Consider the following 16,553-nt stretch of genomic DNA (forward strand, 5'->3'; position numbering starts at 1 on the left):
CCCCGCCTTCACGCGAGAGGCTAAAGGGCCTGTACCGCCTTCAGCACCGCCGCGACATGGCCCGTCACCTTCACCTTACGCCAGACGTTGCGGACCACGCCGTCCTTGTCGATCAGGAAGGTGGCGCGGTCGATGCCCATATACTTGCGGCCGTACATGCTCTTCTCGACCCAGGTGCCGTAGGCCTCGCAGACACTACCGTCGGTATCGGAAGCGAGCGTGAAGGTCAGCTCATGCTTGGCCTTGAACTTGTCGTGGCTGGCGACGCTGTCCTTGGACACGCCGATCACCACCGCATCGACGGCGGAGAAGTCGGGCAACTGGTCGCGGAAGCCGCAGGCCTCCGACGTGCAGCCCGACGTGTCGTCCTTGGGGTAGAAATACAGCACCACCGGCTTGCCGCGCAGGGCCGACAGGGTGACGCTGCCCCCGCCGTCGGTCGGCATGGTGAAATCCGGGGCGGGCGATCCGACGTCTACGGTCATGGCTGCTCGAATGTCCTTCTTCTTGCCGGCGGAGAACCGGCGGGTGGAACCGGCCCTCAAGCCGGGGGCGTGGTCGTGTTGGGTGGGGCCAGACGGCCCGCCGGCTCCTCGACCAGGGCCTTGAAGTGGCCGTGGGCGCGGGCGGCGACGGCACGGATTCTGCGGTCCAGTTCGGGGAAGTCAACAGCGCCGGGCTCACGCTCGCCCGGAATGCCGGTGGGAAAGGCCGCGCGGGTCAGCCCGGCCAGCAGGCTGGGCGACACCTGGTTGGGATCCAGCACCCCGGCGGTGGTCAGCCGCAGGAAGCCCTGCACCCGCCGCCACAGGCGCAGCGTGGATTCCAGGTCATCCGCCACCTCCGCGTCCAGGGCGCCGGTGCGGGCGGCGCATCGCAGCGCCATGGCGGTGCCGATGTGCAGGATGTCCGGCCGTTCATGGGCGAAGCGCAGCTGCAGGTATTGGGCGATGAACTCGATGTCGATCAGGCAGCCGCGGGCGTACTTCACGTTCCAGACGTTGGTCGTCCCGAACTCCTTCTCGATTCGCCGCCGCATGTCGGCGACGTCCCACAGCAGCCGGTCGGGATCGCGCGGGGCCGTCAGCACCGAGCGGACCGCCGCCGACACCCGGTCGGCAAGACCGGAATCGCCGCCGATCACCCGGGCGCGGGTCAGGGCCATATGCTCCCAGGTCCAGGCGTCGGTCGTCTGGTATTTCAGGAAGGCGTCCAGCGAGGTGGCGAGCGGCCCGGCATTGCCGGACGGCCGCAGCCGCATGTCCACCTCGTAGAGCCGCCCGTCGGCCATCGGCGCGGTGATGGCGTTGGTCAGGCGTTGCGTCAGCTTGATGTAATACTCGTTGGGAGACAGCGGCTTGGCGCCATCCGAAAGCCGCGGGCCTTCACCGGCCGCCACGTCGTAGATGACGATCAGGTCGATGTCGGACGTGATGGTCAGCTGCCGGCTGCCCAGCTTGCCCATCGCCACCACCACCCAGGCGCCGCCGGGGATGCGGCCATGGCGCTGGGCGAACTCCTCCTCCACCCGGCGGGCGAGGTCGGGAACGACGATGTCGGCCAGATCGGCCAGGAAGGCGCCGCAGCGGTCGCCGTCGGTGATGCCGCGCAGGATATGGACCCCGGCGCGGAAGCGCTGGTCGTTGGTCCAGCGCCGCGACAGGGTCAGCGCATCCTCGAAATCGCGGGCGGTCGCCACCACGCGGGCGTGGTCTTCGGCCAGCCCGTCCTCCTTGCCCGGCAGCTCATCGAAGAAGTCCGGCGACAGCACGGCGTCGAGCAGCGACGGGTTGCGCGACAGCGTCTTCGCCAACTGCGGCGCGATGCCCATGATCTCCGCCACCAGTTCAAGCAGCCAGGGATTGGCGACGAAGAGGGAGAACAGCCCGACGCCGGCCGGCAGCTTGCCGAGGAAATCGTCGAAGTTCATCAGCGCCGAATCGGGGGCCGGCGTCTTGGCCAGCGCGCTCAGCAGGGCCGGCGTCAGCTCGGTCAGCAGCTCGCGCGCCCGGCCGGAGCGGGTGGCGCGGTAGCGGCCGCGGTGCCAGGCCGACACCACGTTGATGACGCGCGCAGGATCGGCATAGCCCATGCCGCTCAGCGTCTCCACCGTGCCGGGATCGGGATCGGTGCCGGTGAAGACGAGATTGCCGGGGCCGGAGAGCGACGGCGCCTCCTCGAACAGTTCGGCATAGCGGTCCTCGACCTGCCCCAGCGTCGCCAGCAGCTCCGCCCGGAAGGCGTCGGGGTCGTCATAGCCGAGAAAGGTCGCCAGATGCGCCACGCCGGCATCGTCGGCGGGAATACGGTGGGTCTGCTGGTCGTCGATCATCTGGATGCGATGTTCGACACGGCGCAGGAAATGATAGGCCCCCGCAAGATCCTCCACCGTCTGGGCCGGCACGCGCCCGACGTCGTGCAGAGCCTCGTTCGCCATCAGCGTCGGGGCGATGCGCACGCGCGGGTCGCGCCCGCCGAAGATCAGCTGCTGGGTCTGGGCGAAGAACTCGATCTCGCGGATGCCGCCGCGGCCGACCTTGATGTCGTGGCCGTTGACCGTCACCTCGCGGTGGCCCTTGTGGGCGTTGATCTGGCGCTTGATCGAATGGATGTCCTGGATGGCGGCGAAATCCAGGTTGCGGCGCCAGATGAAGGGCTCCAGGAAGCGGATGAAGGATGCCCCCGCCTCCGGGTCGCCGGCGATCGGGCGGGCCTTGATCATCGCCGCGCGCTCCCAGTTCTGGCCGACGCTGCCGTAATAAATTTCGGCCGCCGACACGGAAACCGCCAGCGGCGTGGCGCCTGGGTCCGGCCTAAGCCGAAGGTCGGTTCGGAAGACGTAGCCGTCCTTGGTCCGTTCATCCATAATGCGGACAAGATCGCGTGCGAGCCTGATGAAAGTTCGCGCGAGGTTGTCCGGCTGGGGCGTCTGCACAACAGCGTCGTCGTACAGGACGATCAGGTCGATGTCGCTGGAATAGTTGAGTTCGCGCCCGCCAAGCTTGCCCATGCCCAACACGATCAGACCTGAGCCGATCCACGGTCGCTGCGGATCCGGCAGCGTCAGCGTCCCTGCCTCCGCGGCACGGCGCAGCAGGAAATTCGCGGCCAGCTGCACCCCCGTCTCCGCCAGCTCCGACAGGGCGCCGGTGACGCGGAACAGCGGCCATACCCCGGCGATGTCGGCCAGCGCGATCAGCAGGGCGGACCGCCGCTTCGCCACCCGCAGCCCGGCCATCAGCCGGTCCATCGACGTCTCGCCGTCATGCTCGGCATGGAGGGCGGCGATCAGCCCGGCGAAGGTGGCGTCGAACCCGTCCTCCATCAGCCGCCGGACGAAGGGCATCTCCCGCGTCAGGATGTGGCCCAGATACGGGCTGTTGCCGCACACCGCACCGATCAGCGCGCGGCCGGGCTCCGAATCGGCGAAGGCCTCGGCCCAGCCCCGCGTCTCCGCATCCGCCGCGGCGGCCTGCTGGCGCCAGCGCTCCATCCCCAGCGCCGCCTGCGCGGCGTCGAAGGGCTTCGGCAAGGGGGCGGGGAACGGAATGGGGCTCGACATGGGAACGGTCTTTCCTGCTCAAAACATGTGCAGAAAGCTGCACGCGTCGGGAGAGAACGTCAATCGGGCCGATTCCCGCGCCTTCTCCCGCCTCCATGGTGCCCGATGATCCGGCGCACCGCGAAGATTCTCGGCCTGACGCTGACCGGAATCGGGGCCGTGGCCCTGGCGGCGGGCGGGCTGTTCGCTTGGCGGCTGTCGCAGGGGCCGATCGCGCTCGATCCGCTGATCCCCTATGTCGAGAAGGCGCTCAGCGACCGCGACGGCCGGTTCCGCATCGATGTCGGCGAGCTGGTGCTGTCGCTGGAAAAGGACGACGCGCTCCAGGCCGGCGACGGCGGGCGGCGTCTCGACCTGCGGGCCCGGCGGGTGCAGGCGCTGAACGCCGAGGGGGCGGAACTGGCCGCGGTGCCGGAGATGGGCATCGGCTTCTCGGTCACGGCGCTGATGCGCGGCACGCTGTCGCCGACGCGACTCGATCTGGTCCGGCCGCGCCTCAGCGTGCTGCGGCGGGCGGACGGCAGCATCGCCTTCGACGTGCGGTCCGATACGGAGGCGGTGCAGAAGCAAAGCGACGGCCCCGACCTGTTGAACGAGGCGCTGGACAGCCTGCGCCGGCCGCCCGACATCGATCGGCCGTTCGGGCTGCTGCGCCGGCTGTCGGTGGTGGGGGCCGACCTGCGGATCGAGAACCGCATGCTGGATCTCTCCTGGCACGCGACCCGCGCCGACATGATCCTGACCCGCGACGACCACGGCGCCCAGGGCCGCGCCCGCCTGACCCTCGATCTCGGCCCCCGGAACCAGGGGGATGCGAATCGGCTTCCGGTGACGGTCGCCGCCTCCGGCCACTACAACCTCTCGGACTCCACCACCGACCTGACCCTGTCCGTCGATGGGCTGGAGCCGGCGGCGCTGGCGGAGGTCGGGCCGGCGCTGAAGCCGCTGGCCGCGGTGAAGCTGCCGCTGTCGGGCACGGTCACGGGCAAGCTCGATTCCCGGTTCGAGCCGTCGATGCTCAACCTGAACCTGCGCGGCGGCACCGGCGCCATCGCCCTGCCCGCCCTGCGGCCGGAGCCGCTCGCGGTGCAGAGCATGGCCCTGCGCGGCAGCCTGGACGTGCCGGGCCGGCGGCTCCGCGTGGACGACCTGTCGCTGAAGGCCGAGTCCACGGCCGGCGGCGAAGCTCTGACGCTGTACGGCCGGGGCGAGCTGACGGAGAACGACCGGGGCCGCGACCTCCAGGCGTCGCTGTCGCTGACCGCCGGGGGCCGGACCGGCGAACTCGAGCTGTCGGGGCAGCAGGGCCCCGGCAAGGACGGGCGGGCGACGGCGCGGCTGGCCGGCCTCACCCCCGCGGCGCTCGCCGGCATCGCCCCGGCGCTGGAGCCGCTGAAGGCCGCCGCCCTGCCGCTGTCGGGCATGGTGGAGGTCGCCTTCGATTCGTCCCTGCAGCCGACCTCCGGCAAGGCCGATCTCACCGCCGGCCGCGGCCATCTGCTCCGCCCGGACCTGTTCGAGGGCCCGGTGCCCGTCGAGTCGGCCCGGCTGCGCCTGCATGGCGACCGCGACCGCGTCGAGCTGGACGGCCTGACGGCGGTGCTGGGCGAACCCGGCAAGCCGCAGCCGCGGGTGGAGGCCAGCGGCACCGCCCTGCGCCAGGGCGACCGCATGGCGGTGGAGGCGCAGGCGAGCGCGAGCGGCATGGCGCTGGACGAGCTGCGCCGCTACTGGCCGAAGGTCGCCGGTCCCAACGCGCGGGAGTGGGTGGTCACCAACCTGTCCCACGGCACGGTGACGGAGGCGCGCGCCGAGGTGGCGCTGTCGCTGCCGCTCGACCGCCCGGTCAAGCCGGAGATGAAGCACTTCCTGGCGACCATGGCCGGGGAGGACATCAGCGTCCGCTATTTCCACGACCTGACGCCGGTGACCGGCGCCGGGGTGGAGGCCACCACCGACGGCAAGACCTTCACTGTCAATACCAAGGGCGGGCGCATCGCCGATCCGAAATCGGGCGACATCGAGATCGGCGACGGCAAGGTGGTGATCGGCGGGCTGGACACCGGCCATGAGACGATGGACATCCGCATCCCGGTACAGGGGCCGGTGCGCTCCATTCTGACCCTGCTCGACATGCCGCCGCTGGGCTATCCCACCAGGCTGGAGATGGACCCGAAGCGGACCCAGGGCACGGCGGAAGCCCAGCTTCACTTCGCCTTCCCGCTGCTGGTCGACCTGAAGGTTGAGCAGCTGAACCTGGAGGTGGCGGGCAAGCTGCGCAAGGTGGCGGTGGAGAAGGTGGCGGCCGGAATGAACGCCACCGACGGCGAGCTGTCGCTGGCGCTCGACCTCAACGCGATGCAGATCAAGGGCACGACCAAGCTGGACGGCATCCCCGTCAGCGTCGACTGGAACGAATCCTTCGACAGCGCGGCCAAGGGCCCGCGCACCCGCATCGCGGTGAAGGGCGACGCCACCGCCGACGATCTGCGCGCCCACGGCATCGACCTTGAGGACCGGGTCCAGGGCCCCTTCGGCGCCGACATCCTGTTCACGGTGGACCGCCGCCACAAGCTGGCGCTGACGGCGAACCTGAACCTGGAGAAGACCCGGCTGTCCATCGAGGAACTGGGCTGGGCCAAGCCGCCCGGAAAGCCCGGCACTGGCAAGCTGACGCTGGAGTTCGACAAGGACCGCCCGACCCGCATCAGCAACCTGACCGTCGATGCCGGCGGGCTGAAGGCCGTCACCAACCTGGAACTGGCCGACGGCGGCAAGCGGGTGGCGCGGATCCAGACCCCCAGCTTCAAGCTGGGCCAGACCGACCTGCGCGCCGACCTGACCGTTCTGCCCCCGGCCAAGCCCGGCGGTCCGGCCGGCGGCTATGCCGGCACCATCACCGGCAGCAGCCTGGACGCCCGCGGCCTGACCGGCAAGACGCCGTCCGGCGAGGGCGCCGTCGCCCCCGACCCGCAAAAGGCCCGGACCGGCGACGGCCGCAAGACGCCGCTGGACGTCGCCATCAAGTTCGATTCGGTGGTGTTCGGCGAGGGGCGGCGGCTGCGCCAGGTCGCCGGAACCATGCGGCGCGACACCAGCGCCTGGACCCTGCTGGACCTCACCGGGCGCAGCGACGGCGGCGGCGTGTCGATGAAGTGGCGGCCGGGTGCGCAGGGCGTCTACGACCTCGCCATCAACGCCGACGATCTGGGTTCCGCCCTGCAGGCGATGGATCTGAACGACCGCATGCGCGGCGGCCGGCTGACCCTGACCGGCCGGTCGGTGGAGCCGCGGGCCGACGCCGCCATTGTGGGCAAGGCTGAAATCCGCGATTACACGCTGATCGACGTCCCCGCCCTGGCGCGCATCCTGAACGCCATCTCGCCGTCAGGCTTCGCGGAGCTGCTGGGTGGCGGCAAGGGCATCAATTTCGGCCGCATGTCGGCGGATTTCCGCAAGGAGGGCCGCCTGCTGAACGTGAAGGATCTGCGCACCTCGGGCTCGGCGCTCGGCCTGACGCTGGAGGGGCAGGTCGATCTGGAGACGGAGACCGCCAATCTCCAGGGCACCATCGTTCCCGTCTATGGTCTGAACCGCCTGATCGGCCAAATCCCGCTGCTGGGCGACGTGCTGAGCGGCGGCGAGGGCCAGGGCATCTTCTCCGCCACCTGGCATGTCCAGGGTCCGCTCTCCGATCCCGACGTGTCGGTCAACCCGCTGGCGGTTCTGGCCCCCGGCTTCCTGCGCAACCTGTTCTTCCTGGGCGGCGACGGCACCCCGATGCCGGACACCAAGGCGCCGCCGGAAGCGCATACGCGGTGAGGGGGCAGATCTCCACCTGACCTCCCCCCGCCCAACTCCCCACACAAAACCGCGCCTTATGCTGGCGCGACAGGCGGACCATAGGTCCGCCGAGAGCGGAGGTCAGGTGGGACTCTACCCCCGCAAATTGCCGGCGCTCCTTACCCCAGCTTCACCAGCGCATGCCGCTTCTTGCCGGCGCTGAGCTTCACCACACCATCCGCGTTCAGGTCGGCCGTCGTCGCCTTCGCCGTCTCGTCGGCGATCGGGCCGTCGTTCAGCTTGGCGCCGCCGCCCTTGATCAGCCGGCGCGCCTCGCCCTTCGACGCCGCCAGACCGGCCGACACCAGCAGGTCCACCACCGGCAGACCGGCCTCCAGATCGGCGCGGGCGACCTCGATGCTGGGCAGCCCTTCGGCCGCGGCCCCTTCCTCGAAGGCGCGGCGGGCGGTCTCGGCGGCCTCCAGCGCGGCTTCCTCGCCATGGGCGAGCTTCGTCACCTCGTTGGCGAGGATCTTCTTGGCCTCGTTGATCTCGGCGCCCTGGAGGTTTTCCAGACGGGCGACCTCGTCGAGCGGCAGTTCGGTGTAGAGGCGCAGGAAACGGCCGACGTCGGCATCCTCGGTGTTGCGCCAATACTGCCAGAAATCATAGCTGCTGAGCTTGTCGGCGGTCAGCCACACCGCACCGGCGGCGGTCTTGCCCATCTTGGCGCCCGACGAGGTGGTCAGCAGCGGCGTGGTCAGGCCGAACAGCTCCGCCCCGTCGGTGCGGCGGCCGAGCTCGACGCCGTTGACGATGTTGCCCCACTGGTCCGACCCGCCCATCTGCAAGCTGCAGCCGTAGCGCCGCTTCAGCTCCACGAAATCATAGGCCTGGAGAATCATGTAGTTGAATTCCAGGAAGGTCAGCGGCTGCTCGCGGTCCAGCCGCAGCTTGACCGATTCGAAGGACAGCATGCGGTTGATGGTGAAATGGCGGCCGATGTCGCGCAGCAGCGGGATGTACTTCAGCTCGTCCAGCCAGTCGGCATTGTTCGCCATCACCGCGTCGGTCGGTCCGTCCCCGAAGGTCAGGTAGCGGCCGAAGATGCGCTTGATGCCCGCCATGTTGCCGGCGATGACCTCATCGGTCAGCAGCTGCCGCGCCTCGTCCTTGCCGGACGGGTCGCCGATCTTGGTGGTGCCGCCGCCCATCAGCACGATCGGCTTGTGGCCGGTCTTCTGCAGCCAGCGCAGCATCATGATCGGCAGCAGGCTGCCGACATGCAAGGAATCGGCGGTGCAGTCGAAGCCGATATAGGCGACGATCGGCCCCTTCTGCGCCCGCTCGTCCAGCGTGGCGAGATCGGTGCACTGGTGGATGAATCCGCGCTCCTGCAGGGTGCGCAGAAACTCCGAGGAGGGGGCCGAGGAGGAAGTCGTCGTCATGGCCGCAATCCGGCTGTCGTTGGAAAGAAGGGCGAAGCAGGGTCGGGGAAATCCCGCGGTCTGTTAGCACGGAACGGCCCTTGCCTCAATGCGGCGCCCCGATGGCAAAAGGGGGAACCGGCAAGCGGACCCGCCTGTTTTCCCGCTCAAGCATCGCTGCGCCGCCGCAAGTCAAAACCCGCAATGTCAGGCGGGGAATTCACCGAAATCCCCGCCAATCGCAATTGACATTGATTCGCAAAACAGGGAACCGGCCCTGACTGTATTTTGGGCGGCCACCGCCCGGTCCAATTGATAGTGACTATCAACTACATCTCTGTTCCAAAACGATATTTTTATTGTTCGAGTCCTTCGGTTGTGCCAAGGTGCGACAAATCGTCTATTTAGGAGAATCCCACCATGCAAGGCGATCAAGGGGTCCTGGACCGTTTGAACAAGCTGCTCACCGGCGAGTTGAGCGCGGCCGACCAGTATCTGTCCCATGCGCGGTCGATGGAGGACATGGGCCTCAAGGCGCTGAGCGAGCGCATCTCGCACGAGCGGATGGAAGAGCTGGAGCATGCCGACAAGCTGATCCGCCGCATCCTGTTCCTGGAAGGCACGCCCGACGTCTCCAGCCGCGACCCGCTGCACATCGGCAAGACCGTGCCGGAGATGCTGCGGAACGACCTGAACCTGGAATATGAGGTGGTGGCCGCCCTGAAGGAAGTCATCGCCTATTGCGAGCAGGTGAAGGATTACGACACCCGCCGCATCCTGGTCGAACTGCTGTACGACACCGAGGAAGACCATGCCCACTGGCTGGAGCAGCAGCTTCGCCTGATCGACATGATCGGCCTGCAGAACTACCTGCAGTCGGCCATGGGCGGCTTCCCGAGCTGAGAGGGGGACGGACCATGAAGGGCAACAGCGACGTCATCGCCCAGCTTCAGATCGTCCTCAAGGACCAGCTGACGCAGATCAACCAGTATTTCCTGCACGCCCGCATGCTGAAGAACTGGGGCGTCAGGGCCCTGGGCAAGTGGGAATATCACGCCTCGATCGAGGTGATGAAGAGCGCGGACGAAATCATCGAACGCATCCTGTTCATCGAGGCGATCCCCAACCTGCAGGATCTCGGCAAGCTGCGCATCGGCGAGGACGTGCCGGAGATCCTGTCCAGCGACCTCGCCGCCGAGCGTGAGGCCCGCGACCGCATCGCCCACGCCATCGCCGTGTGCGAGGAGAAGGCCGACTTCGTGTCGCGCGACGAGCTGGCCGAGTTGCTGGAAGAGTCGGAAGAGCGCATCGACTATCTGGAAACCCAGTTGAGCCTGATCGACGACATCGGCCTGCCCAACTACATCCAGGCGGCGATGGGCGAGTTCAAGGACTGAGGGAATTAGCGGGGGAGGTTAGGTGGGGGTCTCATTCCCCCGATACCAAGCCCTCCCCCCTCAAACCCGCCCCAGAATTTCCTCCGCCAGCGCCTGCATTTCCGCCGCCGCCTGGGTCTTGCGCGCGGCCTCCGTCACCGACAGCCCGGTCATCAGCGTGCCGGCATAGGCGGTGCGGTTGCCGACCTGCGCCGTCGCCAGTTCGACCGCCGGCGGGGCGGCCAGTTCATGCACCTTGGCGATCAGCTCGTCGGCGATGCGGGCGCGCGGCGGCACCCGGTTCAGCACCAGCAGCAGGCGGCGCTTCTCCTGCCCGGCCAGATCGATGGTCGGATGGACCGCCCACAGATCCATCGGGCTCGGCTGCACAGGCGCCACCACCAGCGTGGCGGCGCGGACGGCGATGCGCGCCTCCGTCTGGGCATGGGGCGGGCTGTCGACCACCACGATGTCGTGGCCGCGCGCCAGCTTCTCCACCTCCGCCTGGGTGCGCCAGCCGGTGATCTGCACATGGGTGAAGCCGGGCTGTCCGCCGGTGGCCTCGGCCCGGACGGCGTGCCAGCGGGTCAGGCTGCCCTGCGGGTCGATGTCGACGGTGGCGACCTTGTATCCCAGCTGCGCCCAGGCGATGGCGAGATGGGCGGCCAGCGTGGTCTTGCCGGCGCCGCCTTTCTGCTGCGCCACCGTGAAGACCTTGCCCGTCATGCCCGCACCCATCATGTTGTGTTCGGTGATTGCGCACTCCCCTCATAACCTTGGGCATGGCACCGGTGCAACCGCGCGAATTGACCGCCATCATGATTGACAGCCGCGTCGTGCCGACTAGAAAGACGCCGTGACCGACCATTCCGCACCCGATACCGGTGAGAAGCGCCCGGCGCTGATCCCGGCCACCCCCGCCGGCATCCCCCGCGCGGCCGAGCTGCTGCGCAGCGGCCGTCTGGTCGCCTTCCCGACGGAGACGGTCTACGGCCTGGGCGCCGACGCCACCGACGACCGCGCCGTGGCCGCCATCTTCGCCGCCAAGGGCCGGCCGCAGTTCAATCCGCTGATCGTCCATGTGCCCGATTTGGCCGCCGCCCACTCCTGGGGCCTGTTCGACGACCGCGCCCACGATCTGGCGACGCAGTTCTGGCCCGGCCCGCTGACCATGGTCGTGCCGCGCCCGGCCAATTCCGCCCTGTCGCTGCTGGTCAGCGCCGGGCTGGACAGCATCGCCATCCGCGTGCCCAACCACCCGGTGGCCCAGGCCATCCTGCGCGCCGCCGGCAAGCCGATCGCCGCGCCCAGCGCAAACCGCTCCGGCGCCGTCAGCCCGACCACGCCGCACCATGTGCTGGAAAGCCTGGGCGATCGGGTCGACGCCATCGTCACCGGCGGCAAATGCATGGTCGGGCTGGAATCCACCGTCATCGACCTGACCGGACCCGAGGCGGTGCTGCTGCGTCCGGGCGCCGTGCTGCCCGACGAGATGGAGCGGCTGATCGGCCCGATCCGCCTGTCGGCCGGCGACCCGGCCGCGCCGAAATCGCCCGGCCAGCTGGCAAGCCACTACGCCCCGAATGCCGCGGTGCGCCTCAACGCCTCCTCGGCGGAAGAGGACGAGGCGTTCCTGACCTTCGGCCCCGACCGCTTCGTCTTCGGCGGCGCCACCCGCCTGAACCTGAGCCTGGAAGGCGACCTGAACGAGGCGGCGGCCAACCTGTTCTCCCACCTGCGCAGCCTGGACCAGAGCGGGGCCAGGCGGATCGCCGTGATGCCCATTCCCGAGGTCGGGCTGGGCATGGCGATCAACGACCGCCTGCGCCGGGCGGCGGCACCGCGGAGCTAATCCCGCCCGTGGCGGCTGGTCTGCGCAACAGTTGCATGGAAATGGGGGCGGCTAGATTGTAGAAGTGTCGCGTTTCGATGCGTCCACCTCCATCTGCCGGACCCCGCGCCATGACCAACATCGCCGCCGCCCTCGATCAGATCCGCGCCATCGTCGGACCGTCCGGCCTCCTCACCGACGCCGCCGACATGGCGCCCTACCTGTCGGAATGGCGCGGGCGCTTCAAGGGCAACAGCCCGGCGGTGGTCCGGCCGGCCAGCACCGAGGAAGTCGCCGCGGTCGTCAAGGTCTGCGCCGAGGCCGGCATCCCCATCGTCCCCCAGGGCGGCAACACCAGCCTCGTCGGCGGATCCATCCCGTACGAGGAAGGGCGCGAGATCGTTCTCAACCTGTCGCGCATGAACCGCATCCGCGACATCGACACGCTGAACTACACCATGACGGTGGAGGCCGGCGTGGTGCTGACCAGCATCCAGGAGGCCGCGGCCGACGCCGACCGCCTGTTCCCGCTCAGCCTGGGGGCGGAGGGCACGGCGCAGATCGGCGGCCTGATCTCCACCAATGCCGGCGGCATCAACGTCCTGCGCTATGGCAACACCCGCGACCTCGTGCTGGGCCTGGAGGTGGTTCTGGCCGACGGCCGCGTCTGGGACGGCATGCGCCGGCTGCGCAAGAACAACACCGGCTACGACCTGAAGAACCTGTTCATCGGCGCCGAAGGCACGCTGGGCATCGTCACCGCCGCGGTGCTGAAGCTGTTCCCGCGCCCGCGCCAGTCGATCACCGCCTTCGTCGCGGTGCCCAGCCCCGCCGCCGCCATCGAACTGCTGGCCCGCCTGCGCGCCGCGTCCGGCGACGCCGTCTCGGCCTTCGAGCTGATGTCGCGCCGCTGCCTGGACTTCGCGCTTCGCCATGTCGCCGGCACCATCGACCCGCTGTCGGAGCCGTCGCCCTGGTATGTCCTGACCGAGCTGACGGCCGGCACCCAGTCCGACGCCTTCCAGGAGACGGTGGAGACCGCGCTGGGCGAGGCGTTCGAGGCCGAGCTGGCGACCGACGCCACGCTGGCCCGGTCCGACGCCCAGGCCAAGCAGCTGTGGTTCATCCGCGAGGCCATCGTCGAGGCGCAGAAGTTCGAGGGCGGGTCGATCAAGAACGACGTGTCGATCCCGGTGTCCCGCGTCGCCGAGTTCATCGAACTGGCCGAGGCGGCGGTGGAGCGGGCCTGCCCCGGCATCCGCCCGACCCCCTTCGGCCATGTCGGCGACGGCAACATCCACTTCAACCTCAGCCAGCCCGAGGGCGCCGACACCAAAGCCTATCTCGACCGCTGGGACGAGATCTGCCACGTCGTCAACGAGGTGATCTTCAAGCTCGACGGCTCGATCTCCGCCGAGCATGGCGTCGGCCGCTTCAAGAAGGACGAGATGCCGGTCATCAAGGGGCCGGTGGAGTTCGACATGTTGCGCGCCATCAAGGCGACGCTCGATCCCGACGGCCTGCTGAACCCCGGCAAGATGCTGCCGTAAGGCCTTAGCGCGATATATTGTTGCGGGGGACAGGCTTGCGGCGAAAGACGTATGGCCGTGCTTGTCCCCGGCGCGACACAAGGCTATGGTGCGGCCTCCGATTGTTCTGCGCCTGTCGTACCGCGAGAGAGAGTTTTCCGATGTCCAAGCCGCGCACTCTGTTCGACAAGATTTGGGACAGCCACGTCGTGCATCGCCAGGACGACGGCACCTGCATCCTCTACATCGACCGCCATCTGGTCCATGAAGTGACCAGCCCGCAGGCGTTCGAAGGACTGCGCGTTGCCGGCCGCAAGGTGCGGCGTCCGGAAGCCACTCTCGCCGTACCCGACCACAACGTCCCCACCACCGACCGCTCCAAGGGCATCACCGAGGAGGAGAGCCGGATCCAGGTGGAGACGCTGGACAAGAACGCCCGCGACTTCGGCGTCCGCTATTTCCCGATGGACGACGTCCGCCAGGGCATCGTCCACATCGTCGGCCCGGAACAGGGCTTCACCCTGCCGGGCGCGACCATCGTCTGCGGCGACAGCCACACCGCCACGCACGGCGCCTTCGGCGCGCTGGCCTTCGGCATCGGCACGTCGGAGGTGGAGCATGTGCTGGCCACCCAGACCCTGCTGCAGAAGCCGGCCAAGAACATGCTGATCCGCGTGGACGGCAAGGTGAACCCGGGCGTCACCGCCAAGGACATCGTGCTGGCCATCATCGGCAAGATCGGCACCGCCGGCGGCACCGGCTACGTCATCGAATTCGCGGGCGAAGCCATCCGCGACCTGTCGATGGAAGGCCGCATGACCGTCTGCAACATGGCGATCGAAGGCGGCGCCCGCGCCGGCCTGATCGCCCCGGACGAGAAGACCTTCGAATACGTCAAGGGCCGCGCCCTGGCCCCGAAGGCCGGCGCCTGGGAGCAGGCCGTCCAGTACTGGAAGACCCTGCCGTCGGACGAGGGCGCGGTCTATGACGCCACCGTCGTTCTGAACGCCGCCGACATCGTCCCGCAGGTCACCTGGGGCACCAGCCCCGAGGACGTGCTGCCGATCACCGCGACCGTGCCGAACCCGGCCGAGATCGCCGACGCCGGCAAGCGCGCCGCCGTCGAGCGCTCGCTCGCCTATATGGGCCTGACCCCCGGCCAGCCGCTGACCGAGGTGAAGGTGGACACCGTCTTCATCGGCTCCTGCACCAACGGCCGCATCGAAGACCTGCGCGCCGCCGCCGAGGTCGCCAAGGGCCGCAAGGTCGCCGAGGGCGTGCGCGCCCTGGTGGTTCCCGGTTCGGGTCTGGTCAAGGAGCAGGCCGAGGAAGAGGGTCTGGACAAGATCTTCACCGAGGCCGGCTTCGAGTGGCGCGAGCCGGGCTGCTCCATGTGCCTGGCGATGAACGCCGACCGCCTGGCTCCGGGCGAGCGCAGCGCCTCGACCTCCAACCGCAACTTCGAAGGCCGTCAGGGCCGCGGCGGCCGCACCCACCTCGTCAGCCCGGCGATGGCCGTGGCGGCGGCGGTGACGGGGCGTCTGGCGGACGTCCGCGCTCTGTAAGGATCTTTGCCCCTTCCCTCCCCGGCAAAGGCCGGGGAGGGAAGGGGCATCCACAGCAACACCCCCTAATCTCCCCTCCCCCGCGCCTGTCCCATCAGTCCCTGCGGCCGGAAGATCAGGAACAGCGTCAGCAGTCCGAACGCCACGATGTCCTTGTAGGCGATGGCGAAATAGGCAGACCAGAAGGTCTCCACCAGCCCCAGCAGGGCGCCGCCCAGCATCGCCCCCGGCACCGAGCCGATGCCGCCGACCACCGCCGCGGCCAGCGCCTTGAAGCCGATCAGGTAGCCGGTGAAGAAGTTCACCCCGCCGTAATAGAGCGCGATCACCGCCCCCGCCGCCGCGGCCAGCCCGCCGCCGATGGCGAAGGTCGCCGCCACCGTGCGGTTGACGTCCACCCCGACCAGTTCCGCCGCCGCGATGTCGTCGGTGCAGGCACGATGCGCCCGGCCGAAGGCGGTGCGCTGCATGATCCCCCACAACAGGGCATAAAGCCCGCCGGTCAACGCCAGGATCGCCAGCTGCGCCGTCAGCGCGGTCACGGTGAAGGCGCCGTCGCTCAGCAGGTCGTGGCGGCCGGTCAGCACCGGCGCCGGCCACCAGTCGCGGGCGCCTTGCAGCAGCCGCACCCCCTCCTGATAGGCGATGGACAGCCCGACGGCGACGATCAGCGGCGTGTGGTTGCGCACCCCGCGCAGGCGGCGGAACACCAGCCGGTCCATGGCCCAGCCCTGCACCGCGGTGAAGCCCATCGCCAGCACCAGCACGCCCAGCAGCGCCGGCGGCCATGTCGCCCAGCCGGCCATGCCCAGCCCGGCCGCCGCGATCGCCGTCAGCATGGCGCCGAGCATCGTCAGCTCTCCCATCGCCAGATTGATCTGGCTGAGGATGGCGTAGACCAGGGTGTAGCCCAGGGCGAGCAGCCCGTAGACGCAGGCGACGGTGGCAGCGTTGACGATCTGCTGGGCCAGGAACAGGAGGGGGGTCCAGCGCGTCGGCTGCGCCCGTTCGACTTCGACCGCGGCGCCGACGGCATCGCGCGGCGGCTTGATGCGCAGCCATTGCTGCAGCATGGCGAATCGCATGTCGGTCAGCCAGCCGGTGCGGTCGGTCGCCACCGACACCAGGCTGCGCCGCCCCTCCTCCATGCCGGTTCCGGCGAAGCGGCAGGCGATCCAGTGGCGCTGGTCGCCGCTGCGGTAGTCGATGCGCAGAACCCGGCGGTCCTCGGCATAGGTCCGGGTGGACAGATCGGAGACGGGACCGGGTTCGAAGGCCGGGATCAGCTTCCGGCACAGGACATCCTGGTCGGCATCGATGCCGCACCCGGTGAGCACCAGCAAAACGAGGCACAACAGCGGCAGGATGCGGAGCACGGAACCGCCCGGTCAGGTGGGACGGTTCAGCCTACCGGCAATCCGGGAGGGTGGGAAGGTGGGAGAGTGGCTGCACGGCTGTCCCCTCCCCCGTGAACCGGGGG

Annotated in this window: 11 protein-coding genes; 6 read left to right on the forward strand and 5 right to left on the reverse strand. The window is 69.1% G+C overall.

All coding sequences use genetic code 11. The features are described from left to right. Window positions 1–20: 20 nt before the first annotated feature. Both bcp and DM194_RS09185 read right to left on the reverse strand, forming a co-directional pair. Window positions 21–485 carry a thioredoxin-dependent thiol peroxidase gene (bcp, locus tag DM194_RS09180; protein WP_111067034.1) on the reverse strand — a complete coding sequence of 155 codons (465 nt, stop codon included), beginning with the start codon at window positions 483–485 and terminating at the stop codon, window positions 21–23. A gap of 56 nt (window positions 486–541) precedes the next feature. Continuing rightward, the gene (locus DM194_RS09185) at window positions 542–3,562 is read right to left on the reverse strand and encodes a bifunctional [glutamine synthetase] adenylyltransferase/[glutamine synthetase]-adenylyl-L-tyrosine phosphorylase (RefSeq protein WP_111067035.1); all 3,021 of its coding nucleotides are present in this window, start codon (window positions 3,560–3,562) and stop codon (window positions 542–544) included. 105 nt (window positions 3,563–3,667) lie between these two features. Here DM194_RS09185 and DM194_RS09190 point away from each other — a divergent pair, with 105 nt between their 5' ends. Beyond that, the gene (locus DM194_RS09190) at window positions 3,668–7,384 is read left to right on the forward strand and encodes a YhdP family protein (RefSeq protein ID WP_111067036.1); all 3,717 of its coding nucleotides are present in this window, start codon (window positions 3,668–3,670) and stop codon (window positions 7,382–7,384) included. A 140-nt stretch (window positions 7,385–7,524) separates the two neighbouring features. Here DM194_RS09190 and tyrS read toward each other — a convergent pair whose 3' ends face one another. Beyond that, complete coding sequence (gene tyrS, locus DM194_RS09195) at window positions 7,525–8,793, reverse strand: tyrosine--tRNA ligase (protein ID WP_111067037.1); 1,269 nt, start codon at window positions 8,791–8,793, stop codon at window positions 7,525–7,527. A 399-nt stretch (window positions 8,794–9,192) separates the two neighbouring features. Between tyrS and bfr (DM194_RS09200) the strand changes: the two genes are divergently transcribed. Together bfr (DM194_RS09200) and bfr (DM194_RS09205) are read left to right on the forward strand one after the other, a co-directional pair. Continuing rightward, window positions 9,193–9,675, forward strand: coding sequence for a bacterioferritin (bfr, locus tag DM194_RS09200; protein WP_111067038.1), 483 nt, complete (start codon window positions 9,193–9,195; stop codon window positions 9,673–9,675). Between the two features lie 14 nt (window positions 9,676–9,689). Beyond that, window positions 9,690–10,169, forward strand: a complete 480-nt coding sequence (gene bfr, locus DM194_RS09205; protein ID WP_111067039.1) for a bacterioferritin — start codon at window positions 9,690–9,692, stop codon at window positions 10,167–10,169. Window positions 10,170–10,229: 60 nt separating this feature from the next. On the opposite strand, the gene parA is transcribed toward bfr (DM194_RS09205), so the two are convergent. Next, window positions 10,230–10,874, reverse strand: coding sequence for a ParA family partition ATPase (gene parA, locus DM194_RS09210; protein WP_111067874.1), 645 nt, complete (start codon window positions 10,872–10,874; stop codon window positions 10,230–10,232). Between the two features lie 130 nt (window positions 10,875–11,004). On the opposite strand from parA, the gene DM194_RS09215 reads away from it, so the two are divergent. From DM194_RS09215 to leuC, 3 genes are all read left to right on the forward strand, one after another. After that, window positions 11,005–12,000 carry an L-threonylcarbamoyladenylate synthase gene (locus DM194_RS09215; RefSeq protein ID WP_111067040.1) on the forward strand — a complete coding sequence of 332 codons (996 nt, stop codon included), beginning with the start codon at window positions 11,005–11,007 and terminating at the stop codon, window positions 11,998–12,000. Window positions 12,001–12,110: 110 nt separating this feature from the next. Then, a complete protein-coding gene (locus DM194_RS09220) occupies window positions 12,111–13,529 on the forward strand; it encodes an FAD-binding oxidoreductase (protein ID WP_111067041.1) in 1,419 nt (472 codons plus the stop codon). Window positions 13,530–13,669: 140 nt separating this feature from the next. After that, on the forward strand, window positions 13,670–15,073 hold the full coding sequence (gene leuC, locus DM194_RS09225) for a 3-isopropylmalate dehydratase large subunit (RefSeq protein ID WP_111067042.1): 1,404 nt from the start codon (window positions 13,670–13,672) through the stop codon (window positions 15,071–15,073). A gap of 65 nt (window positions 15,074–15,138) precedes the next feature. Here the strand turns inward: leuC and DM194_RS09230 are convergent, their stop codons facing one another. Next, on the reverse strand, window positions 15,139–16,449 hold the full coding sequence (locus DM194_RS09230) for a branched-chain amino acid ABC transporter permease (RefSeq protein WP_111067043.1): 1,311 nt from the start codon (window positions 16,447–16,449) through the stop codon (window positions 15,139–15,141). Window positions 16,450–16,553 lie beyond the last annotated feature (104 nt).

The organism is Azospirillum ramasamyi, assembly GCF_003233655.1.
Lineage (GTDB): Bacteria > Pseudomonadota > Alphaproteobacteria > Azospirillales > Azospirillaceae > Azospirillum > Azospirillum ramasamyi.